General features: G+C 35.9%; 20 protein-coding genes and 2 tRNA genes. All 22 read right to left on the bottom strand.

The window, feature by feature from the left end; genetic code table 11:
- Positions 1-229: 229 nt before the first annotated feature.
- A tRNA-Glu gene (locus KFD70_RS24215) sits at positions 230-301 on the bottom strand.
- 13 nt (positions 302-314) lie between these two features.
- Positions 315-388 (bottom strand) — tRNA-Met (locus tag KFD70_RS24210).
- Positions 389-555: 167 nt separating this feature from the next.
- A complete protein-coding gene (locus KFD70_RS24205; protein ID WP_017154400.1) occupies positions 556-1041 on the bottom strand; it encodes a S1 domain-containing RNA-binding protein in 486 nt (161 codons plus the stop codon).
- Between the two features lie 87 nt (positions 1042-1128).
- Positions 1129-1488, bottom strand: coding sequence for a cell division protein DivIC (gene divIC, locus KFD70_RS24200; protein ID WP_336454057.1), 360 nt, complete (start codon positions 1486-1488; stop codon positions 1129-1131).
- On the bottom strand, positions 1485-2138 hold the full coding sequence (yabQ, locus tag KFD70_RS24195) for a spore cortex biosynthesis protein YabQ (RefSeq protein WP_336454058.1): 654 nt from the start codon (positions 2136-2138) through the stop codon (positions 1485-1487). The genes divIC and yabQ overlap by 4 nt, the downstream gene beginning before the upstream one ends.
- Positions 2135-2443, bottom strand: a complete 309-nt coding sequence (yabP, locus tag KFD70_RS24190; RefSeq protein ID WP_336454059.1) for a sporulation protein YabP — start codon at positions 2441-2443, stop codon at positions 2135-2137. Before yabP ends, yabQ begins: the two co-directional genes overlap by 4 nt.
- Before the next feature lie 59 nt (positions 2444-2502).
- Positions 2503-2778, bottom strand: a complete 276-nt coding sequence (locus KFD70_RS24185; RefSeq protein ID WP_017154396.1) for an RNA-binding S4 domain-containing protein — start codon at positions 2776-2778, stop codon at positions 2503-2505.
- A gap of 12 nt (positions 2779-2790) precedes the next feature.
- On the bottom strand, positions 2791-4254 hold the full coding sequence (yabN, locus tag KFD70_RS24180; protein WP_336454060.1) for a bifunctional methyltransferase/pyrophosphohydrolase YabN: 1464 nt from the start codon (positions 4252-4254) through the stop codon (positions 2791-2793).
- A gap of 12 nt (positions 4255-4266) precedes the next feature.
- Positions 4267-5868, bottom strand: coding sequence for a putative polysaccharide biosynthesis protein (locus KFD70_RS24175; RefSeq protein WP_336454061.1), 1602 nt, complete (start codon positions 5866-5868; stop codon positions 4267-4269).
- Between the two features lie 177 nt (positions 5869-6045).
- Entirely contained in the window at positions 6046-6582 is a 537-nt protein-coding gene (gene spoVT / locus KFD70_RS24170) for a stage V sporulation protein T (RefSeq protein ID WP_174102909.1), read from the bottom strand.
- Positions 6583-6717: 135 nt separating this feature from the next.
- Positions 6718-10248 (bottom strand): transcription-repair coupling factor, encoded by a 3531-nt coding sequence (gene mfd, locus KFD70_RS24165; protein ID WP_336454062.1) that lies wholly within the window; start codon positions 10246-10248, stop codon positions 6718-6720.
- Between the two features lie 107 nt (positions 10249-10355).
- Complete coding sequence (locus tag KFD70_RS24160) at positions 10356-10580, bottom strand: anti-sigma-F factor Fin family protein (RefSeq protein WP_241818412.1); 225 nt, start codon at positions 10578-10580, stop codon at positions 10356-10358.
- A 70-nt stretch (positions 10581-10650) separates the two neighbouring features.
- Positions 10651-11211 carry an aminoacyl-tRNA hydrolase gene (gene pth, locus KFD70_RS24155; RefSeq protein WP_336454063.1) on the bottom strand — a complete coding sequence of 187 codons (561 nt, stop codon included), beginning with the start codon at positions 11209-11211 and terminating at the stop codon, positions 10651-10653.
- A 72-nt stretch (positions 11212-11283) separates the two neighbouring features.
- Positions 11284-12237 (bottom strand): ribose-phosphate diphosphokinase, encoded by a 954-nt coding sequence (locus KFD70_RS24150; RefSeq protein ID WP_017154389.1) that lies wholly within the window; start codon positions 12235-12237, stop codon positions 11284-11286.
- Positions 12238-12255: 18 nt separating this feature from the next.
- Positions 12256-13635, bottom strand: coding sequence for a bifunctional UDP-N-acetylglucosamine diphosphorylase/glucosamine-1-phosphate N-acetyltransferase GlmU (gene glmU / locus KFD70_RS24145; protein ID WP_431613439.1), 1380 nt, complete (start codon positions 13633-13635; stop codon positions 12256-12258).
- A 501-nt stretch (positions 13636-14136) separates the two neighbouring features.
- Positions 14137-14430 carry a septation regulator SpoVG gene (spoVG, locus tag KFD70_RS24140; protein WP_000454042.1) on the bottom strand — a complete coding sequence of 98 codons (294 nt, stop codon included), beginning with the start codon at positions 14428-14430 and terminating at the stop codon, positions 14137-14139.
- 152 nt (positions 14431-14582) lie between these two features.
- Positions 14583-14957, bottom strand: a complete 375-nt coding sequence (locus KFD70_RS24135) for a RidA family protein (RefSeq protein ID WP_336454065.1) — start codon at positions 14955-14957, stop codon at positions 14583-14585.
- Between the two features lie 326 nt (positions 14958-15283).
- Complete coding sequence (purR, locus tag KFD70_RS24130; protein ID WP_336454066.1) at positions 15284-16132, bottom strand: pur operon repressor; 849 nt, start codon at positions 16130-16132, stop codon at positions 15284-15286.
- Positions 16133-16186: 54 nt separating this feature from the next.
- Entirely contained in the window at positions 16187-17056 is an 870-nt protein-coding gene (ispE, locus tag KFD70_RS24125; protein ID WP_336454067.1) for a 4-(cytidine 5'-diphospho)-2-C-methyl-D-erythritol kinase, read from the bottom strand.
- Between the two features lie 196 nt (positions 17057-17252).
- Complete coding sequence (gene sspF, locus KFD70_RS24120; RefSeq protein WP_001985066.1) at positions 17253-17432, bottom strand: acid-soluble spore protein SspF; 180 nt, start codon at positions 17430-17432, stop codon at positions 17253-17255.
- A gap of 92 nt (positions 17433-17524) precedes the next feature.
- Entirely contained in the window at positions 17525-17788 is a 264-nt protein-coding gene (veg, locus tag KFD70_RS24115) for a biofilm formation stimulator Veg (protein WP_018767332.1), read from the bottom strand.
- Positions 17789-18051: 263 nt separating this feature from the next.
- Positions 18052-18239: sporulation peptidase YabG (locus KFD70_RS24110; protein WP_431613438.1), on the bottom strand; the 188-nt coding region annotated here is incomplete at its 5' end.

Below are 18239 nucleotides of genomic sequence, written 5' to 3'. Positions count from 1 at the left end.
TGTCATTATAAAAGATGATTATTGGGATTTTTGTCAAAACAACAGTTCAAACCTACATAATCGTTCGACTTTTTATTCAAAATAAACCTATATATATACAAGTTGTTAAACATAGGCCCTTCAAAATATTAGAAAATTCTAAAAATAAAGGGTGTTTTTGTAGAAGCTTTGTACCCATTTACAATTTCTTAACAAAAAAAGATCATGCGCTATGCATGATCTTTTTAGATGACCCGTACGGGATTCGAACCCGTGTTACCGCCGTGAAAGGGCGGTGTCTTAACCACTTGACCAACGGGCCGTTAAAATAAATATAGCGGCGGAGGGGATCGAACCCCCGACCTCACGGGTATGAACCGTACGCTCTAGCCAGCTGAGCTACACCGCCATGTCGTCTTATTTAACGGACAATTAGTATCTTATATCAAATACACTGTAAAGTCAACACGTTTTAAAAAGTTTTTTTATTCTTTTTTAAATAAGCTTATTTACATAAAAAAGCACCCCGAGCAAATTACTCCGGGCACCTCTCTATATGTTAAGAATAAAACGTTATTATCCGCGACGAGCGCCACGGCCACCACGTTTAGATTCTGTATTACGCTTTAAAGAAGTTAGACGATCTTCACTATCTTTTAAAAAGCGTGCCATTTTTTGCTCAAACGTTTCTTTTTGATTGCCACCATTATCACGGCCACCACGGTTATCTCTGTTAAAAGAACGATTGCGTTGTGGACGTCCAGAACGTTGTTGATCCCCACCACGTTGATATTCGCCACGTGGACGATCTCCTTCTGTTCTTACACGTTCTTTCGCTTTTTTAATAGATAGACCAATTTTCCCATCTTTTTCAACATTAATAACTTTTACTTCTACTTGATCGCCTACTTTTAAGTGATCATTAATATCCTTCACATAATTATCAGCAACTTCACTAATATGAACAAGACCCGTTAAGCCTTCTGGCAGCTCCACAAAAGCCCCAAAATTTGTAATACCTGTTACTTTACCTTGTAACTTGCTGCCTACCTCGATTGACATAAAAAAAATGCTCCTCCTTAGTGATTAAAAAGTCAAATTTTACTTTATTATATATAATCCTAAAATATAGTGTCAATAAGACACGACCTACTTAGAAACAGGAAAAATTATCTCCCCTTTTCCAGAGAAGAAATAATCTCTCCTAGCAATCTTTAAAACATACTCTTCGTCATTCAACTTTTGAACATCATCTTTTAGTTTTTTTTCTTTCTTTGTTAATGAATTTAATTCTTGCTGCATCTCTTCCACCTTTGCTGCTTTTGCTTTAATGGAACTATTTTGCTGATAAAACGTCACACTAATACTCGCAATAATTGTAAAAGCAAAAACAAAAAAAACGGCTAAACGGCGATATAATCGCCTTCTGTTTTCATTCTTTTGTATTATATGTTTTTTGGCAGAATTTGGACTCTGCTCTTCAATCAATCTTTGCCTCAGTTCCCTCATTTCCGAGGTCCCCCTAACTTCTTTTTTATACGCTCCCAGATGTGAACGATATAATTCTTCAATTTCTTTGTATGTTGCAGTAATCCCACATATCTCTTTATAAAAAGTTTAACACGGTTAGGGAGAAGTTTCCATATGAGCAAAGTAAGAAATCGAACAGGCCAGAAAAAAACTTTCCATACAAAAAGTAATATCCATCCGGAACACTTCCACAACACGTTCCCAATTGAAGATAGTATACGAAATAAAAATAATATAAAAGCAATAATAAGCTGCGCTATAATAATAACAGGTTTTATCATAAGTAGCTGTACAATTTTAATAAAAAATTGTACCGTTTGCACAAAAACATAAATGAGAAAATTCAATACTCGCATGTACACTGCTTTCAATAAGCTTTGATATGCAGCAAAACCGCAAAGCAAAGCTACAAAAACATATATACGTAATTCAGCTTCATTTACAATGAGCAATACGTAAAAGACAAACAGTGCTTGGACAATCCAAAACAGTATATCATATATAAATACAATCCAACGATTGCGCTTGGGTCGCTGCAAGAAGCGTTGGTACGTATCTAATGCTGCTCCAACCCAAGCACCCATTCCGATCATGGAAAGCATTGTATACAGTTGAATTGTTAAACTCATTTAAATAACTTACTAAAGAACCCTTTAGCTTTCTCCCCTTGATTCTCATCAATGTACAAAATCTCATTAATTTTCCCTTTAATGGATACTATACCTTTTTCTACATCTAAATTTTTCATCTGTAAGTTTTGACCGCGAATTGTCAAAAAACCCATTACAGTTTCTAACAAAAATTCTTCACTATCAAAACTCTCTACTTGTTTTACACCAGTAATATCTATTACACGTCTACCACGCATAACAATATCATGTTCTACAGAAACATTCTGTTGGTTAGAAGACATAGTTGAGTAACTATTATTCACGTCAATCCCCCCATAGCTTTATACGATCTAGTAAATAATGTATGAGGGAAGGAAATAATTTAGAACAAGCCTTCTTCTGCTTTCACTTTCTCTTCACGTACTACTGTATACATGTTAGCTGCATCTTCTTTTTTTGTTGTTTCTTTTAATTCGTTCACTTTTACAGTTACTACTTTTTGTCCAAAACGAATTGTTAGTTCGTCATCTACCTTCACGTCGGAACTTGCCTTTGCAGCTTGCCCATTAATCGTAATTCTTCCTTGATCAGCTACTTCTTTTGCCAGCGTTCTTCTTTTAATTAAACGTGATACTTTCAAAAATTTATCTAAGCGCATCTCATTTCCCCCTTATTGATTCTCTATCCGTTTTGCTTCTTCCCATAAAGCGTCCATTTGCTCTAACGTTAACTCCTGCATTTCCTTATTCATTTCAGCTACTTTCGCTTCCATGAATATAAAACGACTCATAAATTTTTCATTTGTTTTATGAAGGGCCTCTTCTGGGTTCAATTTGTGGTAGCGAGCGACATTAACGAAGGCGAATAGTAAATCTCCAAATTCACCTAACATTTTTTCCTTATCCATCTTTGCAACTTCTTGCTCAAACTCTTTCAATTCTTCAAAAACTTTCTCCATCATTGGCTGTACATCATCCCAATCAAAGCCAACTGTTCCTGCTTTTTTCTGAATTTCATACGCACGCAATAATTGTGGTAAACTTTTTGGAATTCCTGTTAAAACAGATTCCTTTACATGTCCTTTTTCTTGTTTTTTAATTTCTTCCCAGTTTGAAACAACCTCTTCCGCGTTCTCCACATCTATACCTCCAAATACATGTGGATGACGACGCACCATTTTTTCAACTAGCGTTCGGATAATGTCATCAATGGAGAACCAACCCTCATCTTCTCCAATTTGAGCGTGAAGCATAACTTGCAAGAGCACATCACCAAGCTCTTCAATCAAGTGATCATCATCTTCTTCATCAATTGCTTCTAACACTTCATATGCTTCTTCGATTAAATATTTCTTTAAAGATTGATGCGTTTGTTTTTTATCCCATGGACAACCATTTGGCCCACGAAGCTCAGCAATGATTTCCCTTAGCACATCAAATTTTTGATATAAAGAAGCACGCTCGACAACAGGAGGTATGTACACGCTCGTTAAGTTATTCAACTCTGTTTCATGATCTAACATATAGAGCGGTACTTTCTTCACTTGCTCAAACGATGTTCCCGCAGCTGTTACAATGTATACTTCATACTCATCAGGTAACATCTCCATTAATGTCAGCTTAACCTCAGATGCAACGAACGCATCATATACTTGACAAAAAATTAAGTGTTGGCGTAATTCTAATTGTCCACGTTCAAATGAAGTTGCATCAATAAGCTGAAACCCTTCAATTGGATCTATTTTTAAACTAGCAAACATCGGATCCAAAAAGCTTTGTCCACCTTCAATTTTCACCTCAACTTGCTTTTCTTTTCCTTTCTGTAAGAGTAGTTGAACAGTTCGTTCTGCAACAAGTGGATGTCCTGGTACAGCATATATAATATCCTTACCTTGCGCTTGTTCTATTAACGTATTTGCAATTGTTTCGTATACAATCTCAAATGTGTCGTGCGCCTCATATACATCATCAAAAGCTGTATACTTTACCCCGTCTTTTTCTAACTCTTCAATAACGGGGTGTTCTTTCGTACGCACATACATATGATCTGCTTCTTTTATCTTTCGGTACACACCTATTGTCAGCTGATCTAATTCACCAGCACCTAATCCTAAAATCGTAATTATTCCACTCACAACCAGTCACCTCTATCCGCTCTTCTTCAATGAAACTTGCACTTTTTCTTGCTTCATAACAGTCCCTAATTCTTTTTTTGTAAAAACACTTAATTTCATAATTAAAAATAGATATACCAACCCGCCAATTGCTACGCCTAATAGCGCTTCAATTGCAGCTAATCCTCTATAACCTTCATCACTCGCTAGTCCAAACCCTTCATAAATACGCATAAATAACATTAACATAACGACCATTCCTAATCCGCTTATCGTTACACCAAATATACCTTGTTTATGAATGAGTGGTTCTTCTACAATTCGAATAAGTAAAGCACTATTTAACAAAGCAATAACCATGAGAGAAACTACCGTCGCAATCGCCGCACCAGTTACACCAAATTGCGGCATTAACATATAATTGAACAATAATTTCAGACACCCTCCAAATACAACAAACAATGCTGGTTTTACAGTTTGACCAAGCCCTTGCAAAATGGAAGCTGTTGTAATGGATAAGGAGCTAAATAAAATAGAAACAGCTAAAATAGCTAATACAGCTGATCCCTCACTATTTTCAAACAACATAATATTTGCCGGCTTAATAATACACGCTAATCCTAATGCAGCCGCAACTCCAATCACAAAAGTTATCTTCATCGCTAACTGCACCTTTTGTTGAATAAACAGACGGTCTCCTCTTTCTTTTGCTGCTGTAATAATTGGAATAAGCGAAAGGGAAAATGAAGTCGTCACAACTGTACCAAGCTGCATAAGCGGGATACTTCTGTCATAAACACCTTTTAATACTTTTGCAATTTCTGCCGGCTCTCCTGCTTGAATAAGCAATGTATAAAACGAAACGGAATCTGCCATTTGCATAAAAATTAAAACTAAATTACTAACACAAATAGCTAGTCCTTGCCAAAAAAGGATTCGAATTATTTCTTTCTTATCTTGTATCCTCTTCCATCCTTGCAAGAAAATAGAACGAAAATTATATCGCATATAAAACAAAAGTACGATTATACCGATAATCCCACCTACAATCGATCCCAACATCGCTCCTGCTCCAACTGTATATAAATCAAATTCATGTGCGATGAGGAACAACGATAGAAACACAATAATGGACACACGAATCGTTTGTTCAATAACTTGTGATACAGCTGTCGGCATCATATTGTTAAACCCTTGAAAATACCCTCGTGCAACAGATGAAAAGGGCATTAACAAGAACGAAAATGAAATAACTCTTAGCAGTTTATCTAAATTTGCATCGCCCATGAGTGATGCAATCGTGTGAGCACCAAAAAACAATGTAAAGAAACCTATACAACCGATTCCTAATAAAAACCAAAAAGAAACACAAATAATCTCCTCTGCTTCTTCCTGCTTTCCTTGTTCCAAACGCTCCGCTACCATCTTAGAAATGATAATAGGGAAACCATAAGTAGCTAAAATTAAACAAAATCCATAAAACGGGTAAATTTGTTGATAAATATAAAAACCAATATCCCCCGCTATATTTTGATATGGAATACGGTAAAAAGCGCTTAATACTTTCGTAACAAAACTTGCAATCGTTAATATAATAGCCCCGCGCCAAAAAGCTTGATACTTCTTCGCTTCCATACGAGAAAACTCCTTTTCCTATTCTCATCCCTCGTATTATATCACAAAGAAAAAAACAGGCTTCTTTTTAGATTTATACAATTAAAAAAGGTAGCAAGATGCTACCTTTTAATGAAATACAATCCTACTTTCCGAAAAAAATTCCTTTTCATAAAAAAATATTATAATTAAGAAAAATTACTGTTCCATTTGTTTCGCTAAAAAACTTGCAGCAGTATTTACTGCCTTATGCTCTACTTCACTTATAATTTCTTCTTTTGAAAAGATGATAACAGCTCCAATTGGATCTCCATTTGCAACGATTGGTCCAACTGTATAAGAACTAACCTTTTCAGTTACACCATCGATAATCGATATTTCACTTTCATCTGTCATAACAACAGATTTCCGATCTTCCATCGTTTTTTCCACTAAATCGCCAACACTTTTATTTAAGTATTCTTTTTTAGATACTCCTGCTACAGCGATAATAGAATCGCGATCACATACGAGTACGTTATGTCCTAAACTATCGTATAAAGCATCTGCATACTCTTTTGCAAAATCACCTAATTCACTAATCGGAGAATATTTTTTCAAAATAACTTCTCCATCGCGATCAACAAAAATTTCTAGCGGATCCCCTTCTCGGATACGAAGGGTCCTACGAATTTCTTTCGGAATTACTACCCTACCTAAATCATCAATTCGACGTACGATTCCAGTTGCTTTCATTCTAATGCTGCCTCACTTTCTACTGATGATGAAAGTGGTGAATTTACCTGTTCATGTAAAAATCACCAACTGTTAGACATAGTATTTTACACATTAGTTCTTCTATGCACGTCGAATTGCATTTTTTATTTTGTTTTAGGCATTTATTACTTCTTTTTTCACGTCAGACAAACCTTTTAATAAATTTTCAGCGATTGTTAACCATTTTGATGTCTCTAATCCATTCGTTTTCATAACAACTTTCAAACGAGAACCTTCCATACCAAGCCCAATCATACGACCAAAACTATTACCAAGCATAAATAATTTTCCACCATCAATATTTTGGCTTGCTTGTTCTGAGAATAAAAACGTTACTTCAAATTTTGTTTGTTTAATTAGCTCAATCTGTTCTTTCGTTGCTAATACTTTAATATTTGCAATTTGTAATAAATATCCAACTTCTTGCGGATAGTCTCCGAAACGATCAATCATTTCTTCTTGTAATTCTTCAATATCTTCAATCGTAGAGACACCTCTAAATTGTTTGTACATCATAATTTTTTGTTTACTATCTGAAATATAAGCGTCTGGCAAGTATGCATCCACTTCTAAATCAATTTCAACATCAATCGTATTTTCAATTCCTTGTGTTCCTTTACGCTGTTCAATCGCATCTTTTAACATTTGAGAGTATAGATCGAATCCGACGGAATCAATAAATCCATGTTGCTCAGCTCCTAACAAGTTACCAGCGCCACGAATGGATAAATCTCGCATTGCAATTTTAAATCCTGACCCAAGTTCTGTGAATTCTTTAATTGCTTGTAAACGCTTCTCAGCGACCTCTGATAACACTTTATCACGCTTATACGCAAAGTATGCATAAGCAACACGGTTTGAACGACCAACGCGCCCACGAAGCTGATAAAGCTGTGATAATCCCATACGATCGGCATCAAATACAATTAATGTGTTGACATTAGGGATATCAACACCTGTTTCAATAATCGTTGTACTTACAAGAACATCATGCTGCCCATCTAAAAACGATAGCATGACAGACTCTAATTCACTCTCATTCATTTTCCCATGTGCATACGTCACACGTGCCTCTGGAACTAACATAGAGATTTCATCTGCTTTTCTTTCAATATCTTCAACACGGTTATATAAGAAATAAATTTGGCCGCCCCTTGCCAGTTCCCGTTCTATCGCTTCTCGAATTAACCCCGGGTTATACTCAACCACATACGTTTGTACTGGGAAACGATTTTCTGGTGGTGTCTCAATAACAGATAGATCCCTTACACCGAGCATAGACATATGAAGCGTACGTGGAATTGGCGTTGCTGTTAATGTTAATACATCAACATTCGCTTTCAATTGTTTAATCTTTTCTTTATGCGTAACACCAAATCGTTGTTCTTCATCAATAATTAGCAAACCTAAATCTTTATAGGTTACATCTTTAGATAAAATACGATGTGTTCCAATAACAATATCAACTGTTCCATCTTTCAAACCTTTAATTGTTTCATTTTGTTGTTTTCTAGTACGGAATCTACTTAACAATCCAATATTAATTGGATAGTCTTGAAAACGCTCTCTAATCGTTTCATAGTGCTGTTGTGCAAGTATCGTTGTCGGTACTAAAATTGCAACTTGCTTTTCATCCATAATTGCTTTGAACGCTGCACGAATGGCAACTTCCGTTTTTCCATATCCAACATCACCACATAGAAGTCGATCCATCGGACGACCACGTTCCATATCTTTCTTAATTTCTTCAATAGAACGCAACTGATCTTCTGTCTCCTGATATGGGAAAGATGATTCAAATTCCTGTTGCTCCGCAGTATCCGGCGTGTATGCATATCCCTTTGAAGCCTCACGCTCTGCATACAATTTAATTAAGTCATCTGCAATATCTTGTACAGATTTTTCTACCTTCGTTTTAACTTTTTTCCAATCATTCCCACCAAGTTTATAAACTTTCGGATCCTTACCTTCGGATCCTACATATTTTTGTACTTGATCAATTTGTTCAATTGGCACATATAACTTATCGTTACCTTGATATTTAATGTTCAAATAATCTTTATGGACACCATTAATTTCTAGCGTTTCAATTCCTAAAAATTTACCGATACCATGATTGACGTGAACAACGTAGTCTCCAACTTTTAACTCTGAATAACTTTTAATACGCTCTGCATTTGAAAGTTTTTGCTTGCGTTGTGATTTTTTTACTTTCTTATGGAACAGCTCTTTTTCTGTAATCACAACAAGTTTTTGCATCGGCATTTCAAATCCTGCATGCAAATCACCTACAGCAATTTGAAGGCGACCAGGCAGTAATATATCTGTAGATTCTATAATATCTGCTTCAATATCATAATCACTTAAAATATACTGTAATTTTTTTGCGCGCTCTTCGTCTGTCCCTAATACAACTGCCGTGAAATTCCCTTCAGTCCATCTATCAATTTCTGTTTTTAACAACTGCATTTGTCCATGAAAGTCCTGCATTGTTTTACACGTTACATTCACAATATTTTGCGGGTGCGTATGTGCAATATGGCGTAAAAATAATGTTAAATATACAAAGCTTCTTTTTTTATGATGTAGAAACTCTTCAAATTGGTGTGAGAACACCAGATCTTGAATAATTGCTCCTTCACTTAGAAGCGATGTATACCATTCTGCTTCTTCTGTCTCAAGATGTGATGCCGTTTCTTGGATACGCGAAATTTCATCTAAAATAACAACACCATTCTCAGGTAAATAGTCTATTAGACTAGCATGTTCTTTGTAAAAAATAGATAAATATTTAAACATTTGCTCTATGGTCTGTCCGTTTTTCAATATTTCTATCTCATGACTAACCGTTTCAAGCACCGCTGTCTTGATTTTATCATCAGAGAGCTTCTGCATCGTCTTCATTAAACCTTCTTCAAGACGCTCCACTCCTAATTTTAGTTCATCTTTTGAAAATAAAAATTCCGTCGCAGGACCAAATTTCACGCTTCCCCTTTTATCTTGAGAGCGCTGTTCTTCTACATCAAATGAGCGAATAGAATCTACCTCTGTATCAAAGAATTCTATACGAAACGGTAATTCTTCAGTTAACGGGTAAATATCTAATATTCCCCCACGTAAACTGAATTCCCCAGGTGCTTCTACCATTGATTTACGTTCATATCCAATATGATGCAACGTATGAAGCAATGCATCTAAATCAATCTCTTGCCCTAGATTAATTTCAATCTGCTTTTGCTTCCATAGTTCTTTTATTGGTAAAAATCTACGTAAACCAGCAACCGGGACAACAATGATGCCTTGCTCACCCATTGCTAAACGATTTAAAACCTCAATACGCTGTGCTTTTAGTTCTGGACTTGCAACCCCTATTTCCGACGCAATTAATTCATTAACTGGATATAACCATACATCCTGTTCACCAAGTAATGAAACCAAATCCTCATATACTTTTTGTGCTTGAAATAAATTGTGTGTAACAACAAGCTGTGACTGCTTTGTTTTTTTATATAAAGCAGCCATTAATAAAGAACGAGAAGAAGTTGCCATACCTGATACAAGCTGTTCCCTCAATCCTTCTTCTAGTCCATTAATAACGGATTGTATTTCTTTGTTTTTATAAAATTGCTCTAATAACCCTATCATTTTCAAAACTCCTCTCAACATAAAAGAGCAAGTTAATATATTTTTATGCAAATATTTTGGAAAAAGAAAACAGAAAAATGCTTTGGACATGCCAAAGCGACAACATTTTATTGCAGAAATTTTTCATACTCATAATACTCTGGATAAGATGAGAGCGTTTCTTGGCACGACTCACAGATTGTTTTTATATATATATTTCCATTTTCATGAAAATGAATCATATCCAATCGTTCTTGCTCTGTTAGTTGAAATAAAACTTTGCTGTATACCTTTTCTGCGGTGATGGAACCCACGTTACCTCCACAATGTCTACAGTAATAATGTCCTTCCATACTATCCTCCTAAACGTACAATTACTACTAGTATGGATAAAAACATCATAAAATATTCCAAATTAGAACATTAACTGTTAAAAGTATTCATAATTTGAAGAAATGGTTTCTTTAACCACTCTTCACATGCATCCGCAGCTTTTTCAATGGATTGATTTACCTCTGGCAGCTCTTCTGCTGTGAAACGCCCTAATACATAATCCACTACCTTCATACCATTTTTCGGACGATCAATTCCCATACGAATACGTTGAAATTCTTGCGTACCTAAATGAGCAATTGTCGATTTCACACCATTATGACCGCCTGCACTACCTTTCATACGAAGGCGCAATTTACCTACTGGAATATCTAAATCGTCATACATGACAACAAAATCTTCTACATCAATCTTATAGTACTCCATAAGCGGACGGATGCTTTCTCCAGACAGATTCATATACGTAAGTGGCTTTAATAAAATTACCTTCTCACCATTAACAAAACCTGAACCATACATCCCTTTAAACTTTTGTTCGTTTAAGGAAATGTTCCATCGTTTCGCAAGCTCATCAATTCCCATAAACCCAATATTATGCCTTGTTAATTCATATTCTCTACCTGGGTTCCCAAGTCCTACTATTAATTTCATTCTTGTACCACTACTTTCTTTTTACGATACGAAAAGACGTAACCAATTTTGGTTACGTCTCATTCTATCCAATTAATTGAATAATACACTTACAGATTCTTCTTCATAAACACGAATGATTGCTTCTCCAATTAATGGAGCAACAGAAAGCTCGTGTACTTTATCAATTTTCTTCTCTTCTGGTAATACAATAGAGTTTGTTACAACTAACTCTTTAATATTTGAGTTTTGGATACGCTCAATTGCTGGTCCAGATAAAACTGGGTGTGTACAGCAAGCATATACTTCAGAAGCACCGTTCTCAACAAGAGCGTTTGCTGCCAATGTAATTGTACCAGCTGTATCAATGATGTCATCAATTAAAATTGCTGTCTTACCTTCGATATTACCAATAATGTTCATAACCTCCGCTACGTTCGGACGAGGACGACGCTTGTCAATAATAGCGATTGGCGCTTTTAGACGATCTGCCATTTTTCTTGCACGTGTTACACCACCGTGGTCAGGAGATACGATTACGATATCTTTAAGACCTTTTGTCTCAAAGTAATCAGAAAGAATCGGTACACCCATTAAGTGGTCGATTGGAATATCAAAGAACCCTTGAATTTGTGGAGCATGTAAATCTAGAGTGATTACACGAGTTGCACCTGCTGTTTCAAGCAAGTTTGCTACAAGTTTCGATGTAATTGGTTCACGAGAACGCGCTTTACGGTCTTGACGCGCATAACCATAATAAGGAATAACAATATTAATTGTTTTTGCAGATGCACGCTTTAGGGCATCGATCATAATAAGTAATTCCATGATATGTTCGTTTACTGGGAAGCTTGTAGATTGAATAATGAATACATCGCAACCACGAATACTTTCTTCAATGTTAATTTGAACTTCTCCATCACTAAAACGGTCAACAGAACATTTCCCTAACCCTACTCCAATATGCTTTGCAATTTGCTCAGCAAGTTCCTTATTAGAGTTTAAAGAGAATACTTTCAAATTAGAATTTAGATATTGAGTCGACATCTAGATTAACCCTCCACATTATGATTTTTTCTTATTCAGCAATTGATCAACATAGTCTTCTTTGTTAACTTGACGTGCACGCGCAATTGATAATGCTTTTGATGGAACAGTCTCTGTAATTGTAGATCCTGCCGCAACATAAGCACCATCTTCAACTGTTACAGGAGCAACAAGGTTTGAATTACAACCAATAAATACGCCATCTCCAATAACCGTTTTGAATTTATTCTTGCCATCGTAGTTCACCGTAATTGAACCACAACCAAGATTCACGTCTTCTCCAACTTGTGCATCCCCGATATAACTTAAGTGTGAAGCTTTACTTCTATTACCAAAAACAGTCTTTTTAATTTCCACGAAGTTTCCAACGCGTACTTCGTCACCAATAACTGAATCTGGGCGAATATGTGCAAATGGTCCGACTGAAACTTCCGTACCAATCTTACTATCATGTACAGTAGATTGACGAATTGTTGTCTGGTCTCCAATTTCACTATCACGTATTACTGTATGTGGACCAATTTCACAATCAGAACCAATTACAGTTTTACCCTCAATAATCGTTCCTGGATGAAGAACTGTATCACTACCAATAATTGCATCCGCAGAAATGTATGTGTTACTTGGATCAATAATTGTAACACCATTCACCATGTTCTTATGGTTGATACGATTCTTCATAATAATTTCCGCTTGCGATAGAGCGACTCTGTCGTTAACACCTAACGTTTCATCAAAATGCTCCGTTTGATAAGCTGATACAATATGACCTTCATTTTTCAAAATTTCAATAACATCCGGAAGGTAGTATTCACCTTGTACGTTATCATTTGAAACTTTAGAAAGTGAAGCAAATAGTGCTTTATTATCAAAACAATACGTACCTGTATTAATTTCTTTAATAGATAGCTCTACTTCATTTGCATCTTTATGCTCAACGATTTTTTCAACATGACCGTGTTCATTACGCACAATACGGCCATATCCAGCAGGTTCTTCTATGTATGCCGTTAGCACTGTCGCCTTAGCCCCTGCTTCTTCATGATGCTTTAACAATGCTTCCATTGTTTCAGCTGTTATAAGTGGTGTATCACCACAAATAACTAAAGTTGTTCCTTCTTCATTTGCAAGTACATCAGCAGCTTGATCAACAGCATGCGCTGTACCAAGTTGTTCTGCTTGTAATGCAAATTCACTTACGTCCCCTAGTTGTTCTTGCACTTTTTCAGCACCATGTCCAACTACCGTTACAAGTTTCTGCAATCCTAATTGAGATACTTGATCGACTACATGCTGTACCATTGGTTTTCCGCATACAGGATGAAGCACTTTGTATAGCTTGGACTTCATACGCGTGCCTTTACCTGCAGCTAGAATCACTGCAAATCTGTTTGACATATAGACCCTCCATCGCAACCTATTTATCCATTAAAGATATTATCCTAAATCACTATATATTTCAAGAAACACAGCATAACTATTAAATTTTACCATACTTCTTATAAGATGTTTTACTCTTTAGTATCTTTTTTTAGGAAATAAGATATACTATTTCGAATGATTTTAAAGAAATTAGGATTTTACATATGACGTGGGGAATACATTGAAGCTTTAATTAGCTGAAGGTTTTATTCAAAATAAATATAAAACCTTTCTTTTTTGAGTGGGAAAGAGCATCCGCCCTTGCATAGTAGCGGTTGGGGTCTTTTTGGATCTCATGCCATATGAAAACAAACGGAGTAAACGAGTGGAGGTCTTCTTTTATTTTCACAGCCGGAAATTAGGTGCTAGAAGATCGAAATGGATTTACAACTAAAAAAACAAACTCCTGTAAGTGTTTACAGGAGTTTGTTACAAAATTATAGAGCTCTTTTTATTCGAGCTCTTTTTATTCGAATTTTACGAAGCTCCAGCTTCTTCAAACTCAACTTCTTCTAACTCGCCTAAACGGTGATACTCAGTTAAAACCGCATCTTGAATTTTAGAGCGTGTATTAGAATTAATCGGATGTGCAATATCACGGAACTCTCCATCTGGAGTACGTTTACTTGGCATTGCTACAAATAATCCATTATTGCCATCAATTACACGAATATCATGAACAACAAATTCATGGTCTAGAGTAATAGAGGCAATCGCTCTCATACGGCCTTCTGTGTTTACGCGGCGTAATCTTACGTCAGTCACTTCCATCTTGTGTTCACCACCCTTTTCTAAATAAGCGATATGTTTGTATAAATTCCACAAATTTTCTATTTTTCCTCTAATTTTTTAAAAATTTTTAAGATAAAAATTTTTAACTTAGTGGAATATAAGAATTTATTAACGTTATCGCTTACAAATACTTATTTTATAAGGGCGATTACTTCAATCTCCACGGAAACATCTTTCGGTAATTTTGCAACTTGTACACAAGAACGAGCTGGTTTATGTGTGGAAAAATATGTTCCATACACTTCGTTTACATCATTAAAATCATCCATATCTTTTAAAAATACAGTGGTTTTTACAACTGTATCAAATGACGCTCCCGCTTCCTCTAATACAGCCTGTAAATTTTGAAATACTTGTTCTGTCTGTACTTTTACATCACCTGTTACAAGTTCTCCACCTGCTGTTAATGGAATTTGTCCTGAGCTATAAAACATATTATTTACGATAATTCCTTGTGAATATGGACCAATTGCTTGTGGTGCTTGATTTGTTTGAACTACTTTCATATTTTCTCACCCTTTTATTGTTAATTTCAAAAATAATTTACCCCTACGAACTTCGTTCACCTATTCTAAAACAAATAGAATGTACCTTGCTAGTAGGCGGTAAAACTTTAGTTACATAAACCCCTTTTGACTTTTCAACATACAAGTTGCTGCCAATAAGAACATAAAATCATCTGAATTTGTTCTCTCTTTATTTTCACTTGGCATGGGATAGGAAAAGGTGCTGACCGCTTCCACCTAAAACAGAAAGGATTTATATAAGAAAAGGCTTACCGCCTACTAGCACTTTCATTTACAAAAAAAGATAAAGCATATGCTTTACCTTTTTATTCAGCTTCTACAAGCCCTTCTTCAAATGGTACAAGTGAGTAATTCCCTTTTTCCACTTGAATTGTTTTCTCTTTAATATCTACTTCTGATAAACGGATTAAAGAAACAAAGTTATTAATAAGTCTTTCTTCAATATCTGTTGATTCTACTAATACACCGATTCCAATAACGTTGGCATTAAACTCTTCTAACATACTAATCATGCCTTGAATTGTTCCACCAGCCTTCATGAAATCATCAACAATTAAAACATTAGCACCTTCCGGAAGACTACGTTTTGCTAAAGTCATTGTTTGAATGCGCTTAGATGAACCTGATACATAGTTAATACTAACTGTAGGCCCTTCTGTTACCTTATTATCTTTTCTTGCAATTACCACAGGTACATCTAAATAATTTGCTACCGCATATGCAAGCGGAATCCCTTTTGTTGCTACCGTCATAACCGCATCAATTGGTTGTTTTGCAAATACAGAGGCAAATAGGCGACCCGCTCCATTGATATAACGCGGATTACTTAAAAGATCCGTCATATATAAGTATCCACCTGGAAGAATGCGATCTGGATTCTCAAATAAACTACATAGATCATTAATAATCAGATTTGCTTCTTCTTCACTTATATATGGTATATATTTCACTCCTCCTGCTGCCCCTGGTATCGTTTGCAATGTGCCGACCCCTTGCTGTTCAAACGTTTGCTTAATAATAACTAAATCTTCACTAATAGAGGACTTAGCTGACTGATACCGTTCAGCAAAAAAAGTGAGAGAAACTAACTGACGAGGATTTTGCAATAAATAGTAAGTCATATCGACTAGTCTTGTACTCCGTCTAATTTTCACACTCTCACCCCAAATCACGAATATTCTAACCAAATCATAACTTATTATACGTCTTTATTCAAGAGTTTCTCTCTCTCCTAATAAACGTACTGCATATACTTGTTCACAAAATCCTTTTAAGCCATTATAAATACGATGCATTCTTGAATCATGATGTACCAATCCAAATACAGTTGGTCCACTACCACTCATTAAAACTGCATCTGCACCAAAACGCTTCATCTGTGCCTTAATGCGTGCAACTTCAGGGTGCATCTTAAACGTTACATCTTCTAGTACATTCCCCACAGCACTACAAATTCCTTTATAGTCGCCGCTATTAATGGATTCAACCATCTGCTCTACATCTGGATGTGTAACACGATTTAATTGTAAATTCCCATATACGTCAGCAGTAGATACACCAATGTGAGGCTTAGCTAAAATAACCCAACAAGAAGGAGGCGTCTTTATATGTTCAATCTTTTCTCCTCTTCCTTTAGCAATTGCTGTTCCACCATATACACAAAAGGATACATCAGATCCAATTTCTGCTCCAAGTTCCGCTAGTTCATCTATTTTTAACCCTAAATTCCATAACCTATTAAGTCCTCGTAATGTAGCTGCTGCATCGCTGCTTCCACCTGCTAATCCTGCTGCCACTGGAATTGTTTTTTCAATCGAAATAGATACGCCTTTCTTCACCCCGAATCTCTCTTTTAATAATTTCGCTGCTTGATAAGCTAAATTTCGCTGGTCGTCTGGGACATACCGATTATGGGACACAATTTCAATGCGGTCTTCTGATAACTCCGTTAGCTCTAAACGATCTGCTAAATCGATTGTTGTCATAATCATTTTTACTTCATGATAGCCGTCTTGTCTTTTCCCTAGTACATCTAACGACAGATTAATCTTTGCTGGTGCTTTCACTAGTAGCTTCAATCTATTCACCCACTCTATGTACTCAATCTTTTATCGTTTATTTTACCATAAATTTATAGTAAGACGATGACACTTCCCTAATTATAACGAAAAGCATTCAGAATGAAACTACTTATGCAAAATGATAGTGCCTTTTAGCGTGCAAAAAGCCGAGGAATTTCTCCTCGGCTACCGTAGCATAGAAGTTATCTTACAACTACTGGTTTTGTTTCATTAATTGTTGCTCTGCAATCTCAATGGCCCGTTTCACCATATTACCAGCATCTTTCGCACGAATTCCGCCCCATCCTTCTTTCTGAACAACATCATAAAATCCAAGCTCTTTTGCAAGCTCTTCTTTAAACTGATTTGACATGACTCCTCTTCGTCTACTCAATGCAGGGTCCCTCCTTATTTTGCTACGGTACAATTAGTTTACAAAAAAACGGACTTATTTATTTATGGGAATATATGTAATACACTGGGGCGTTATCCTAAAATAACCTCGTTCTGAGGGTCATCATAAAATGTTAATTCCACCGTTTCCGTTAAAACATCTGCATAGCTATAGGACACACGTTGCAGCGTATCCTCTTGTTGATCTAACTGTACCACAAAAACAGAACGATACGTTTCTGCTAGTACCCCTGATTGCTCCACTGTTTTTCTTCTTCCACTATTCGCCTTTAACATAAGGCGCTTCCCAAGATGATGATCTAATTCACTTTTTATTTCATCTAAACGTTTTGACATATACTTTGCTACACCTCGCTGTAATTTAGAGTGAATACATAAATACATGATATATCTATCCCAGTCATTGCCTATACGTAACGGACAATATCTTCGCAAAACCTAATGCGTTCGAATAGATAGAAGAATTACTATATTGTAAAAGTATCATTATATAGTCTGTACGTTCCTATCTTTTTTTATCCAAACACTTACAAATCCTTGTTTAAGGTACACCTTTTACCAAGTTATCCTAAAAAAAGCAAGGTACATATATACCTTGCTTACTCTTCATAATATTGAAAAGGTAACCCTGTTCGTAAAAGTCCTCGGGTCTCAATACCACCGAGACCTTTTTGCCCAGTAATGGTGTTTCGAACAACATCCCATACGTTTACTCGTTCCATAAATGAAGTAAAACTAATCTTTCCCACTACATAGACTGGATCCAATGCATGAATATTAATACGCG

It is taken from the genome of Bacillus pfraonensis, assembly GCF_050768835.1.
In the GTDB taxonomy this organism is placed as follows: Bacteria; Bacillota; Bacilli; order Bacillales; family Bacillaceae_G; genus Bacillus_A; species Bacillus_A pfraonensis.
The sequence above is the reverse complement of the archived record's forward strand: the minus strand, read 5'-3'. Positions and strand labels throughout refer to the sequence as shown.

What these genes read in the sequence shown, in the direction of transcription:
- mfd (WP_336454062.1), bottom strand. Translation starts at nt 10,248, where the DNA reads ATGATAGGGTTATTAGAGCAATTTTATAAAAACAAAGAAATACAATCC.
- KFD70_RS24205 (WP_017154400.1), bottom strand. Translation starts at nt 1,041, where the DNA reads ATGTCAATCGAGGTAGGCAGCAAGTTACAAGGTAAAGTAACAGGTATT.
- veg (WP_018767332.1), bottom strand. Translation starts at nt 17,788, where the DNA reads ATGTCAAAACGTTTAGATGAAATAAAAAGTGAATTAGATCATCATCTT.
- yabQ (WP_336454058.1), bottom strand. Translation starts at nt 2,138, where the DNA reads ATGAGTTTAACAATTCAACTGTATACAATGCTTTCCATGATCGGAATG.
- spoVG (WP_000454042.1), bottom strand. Translation starts at nt 14,430, where the DNA reads ATGGAAGTGACTGACGTAAGATTACGCCGCGTAAACACAGAAGGCCGT.
- spoVT (WP_174102909.1), bottom strand. Translation starts at nt 6,582, where the DNA reads ATGAAAGCAACTGGAATCGTACGTCGAATTGATGATTTAGGTAGGGTA.
- pth (WP_336454063.1), bottom strand. Translation starts at nt 11,211, where the DNA reads ATGAAATTAATAGTAGGACTTGGGAACCCAGGTAGAGAATATGAATTA.
- KFD70_RS24185 (WP_017154396.1), bottom strand. Translation starts at nt 2,778, where the DNA reads ATGCGCTTAGATAAATTTTTGAAAGTATCACGTTTAATTAAAAGAAGA.
- KFD70_RS24160 (WP_241818412.1), bottom strand. Translation starts at nt 10,580, where the DNA reads ATGGAAGGACATTATTACTGTAGACATTGTGGAGGTAACGTGGGTTCC.
- KFD70_RS24175 (WP_336454061.1), bottom strand. Translation starts at nt 5,868, where the DNA reads ATGGAAGCGAAGAAGTATCAAGCTTTTTGGCGCGGGGCTATTATATTA.
- KFD70_RS24135 (WP_336454065.1), bottom strand. Translation starts at nt 14,957, where the DNA reads ATGAAAGTAGTTCAAACAAATCAAGCACCACAAGCAATTGGTCCATAT.
- glmU (WP_431613439.1), bottom strand. Translation starts at nt 13,635, where the DNA reads ATGTCAAACAGATTTGCAGTGATTCTAGCTGCAGGTAAAGGCACGCGT.
- KFD70_RS24150 (WP_017154389.1), bottom strand. Translation starts at nt 12,237, where the DNA reads ATGTCGACTCAATATCTAAATTCTAATTTGAAAGTATTCTCTTTAAAC.
- divIC (WP_336454057.1), bottom strand. Translation starts at nt 1,488, where the DNA reads ATGAGGGAACTGAGGCAAAGATTGATTGAAGAGCAGAGTCCAAATTCT.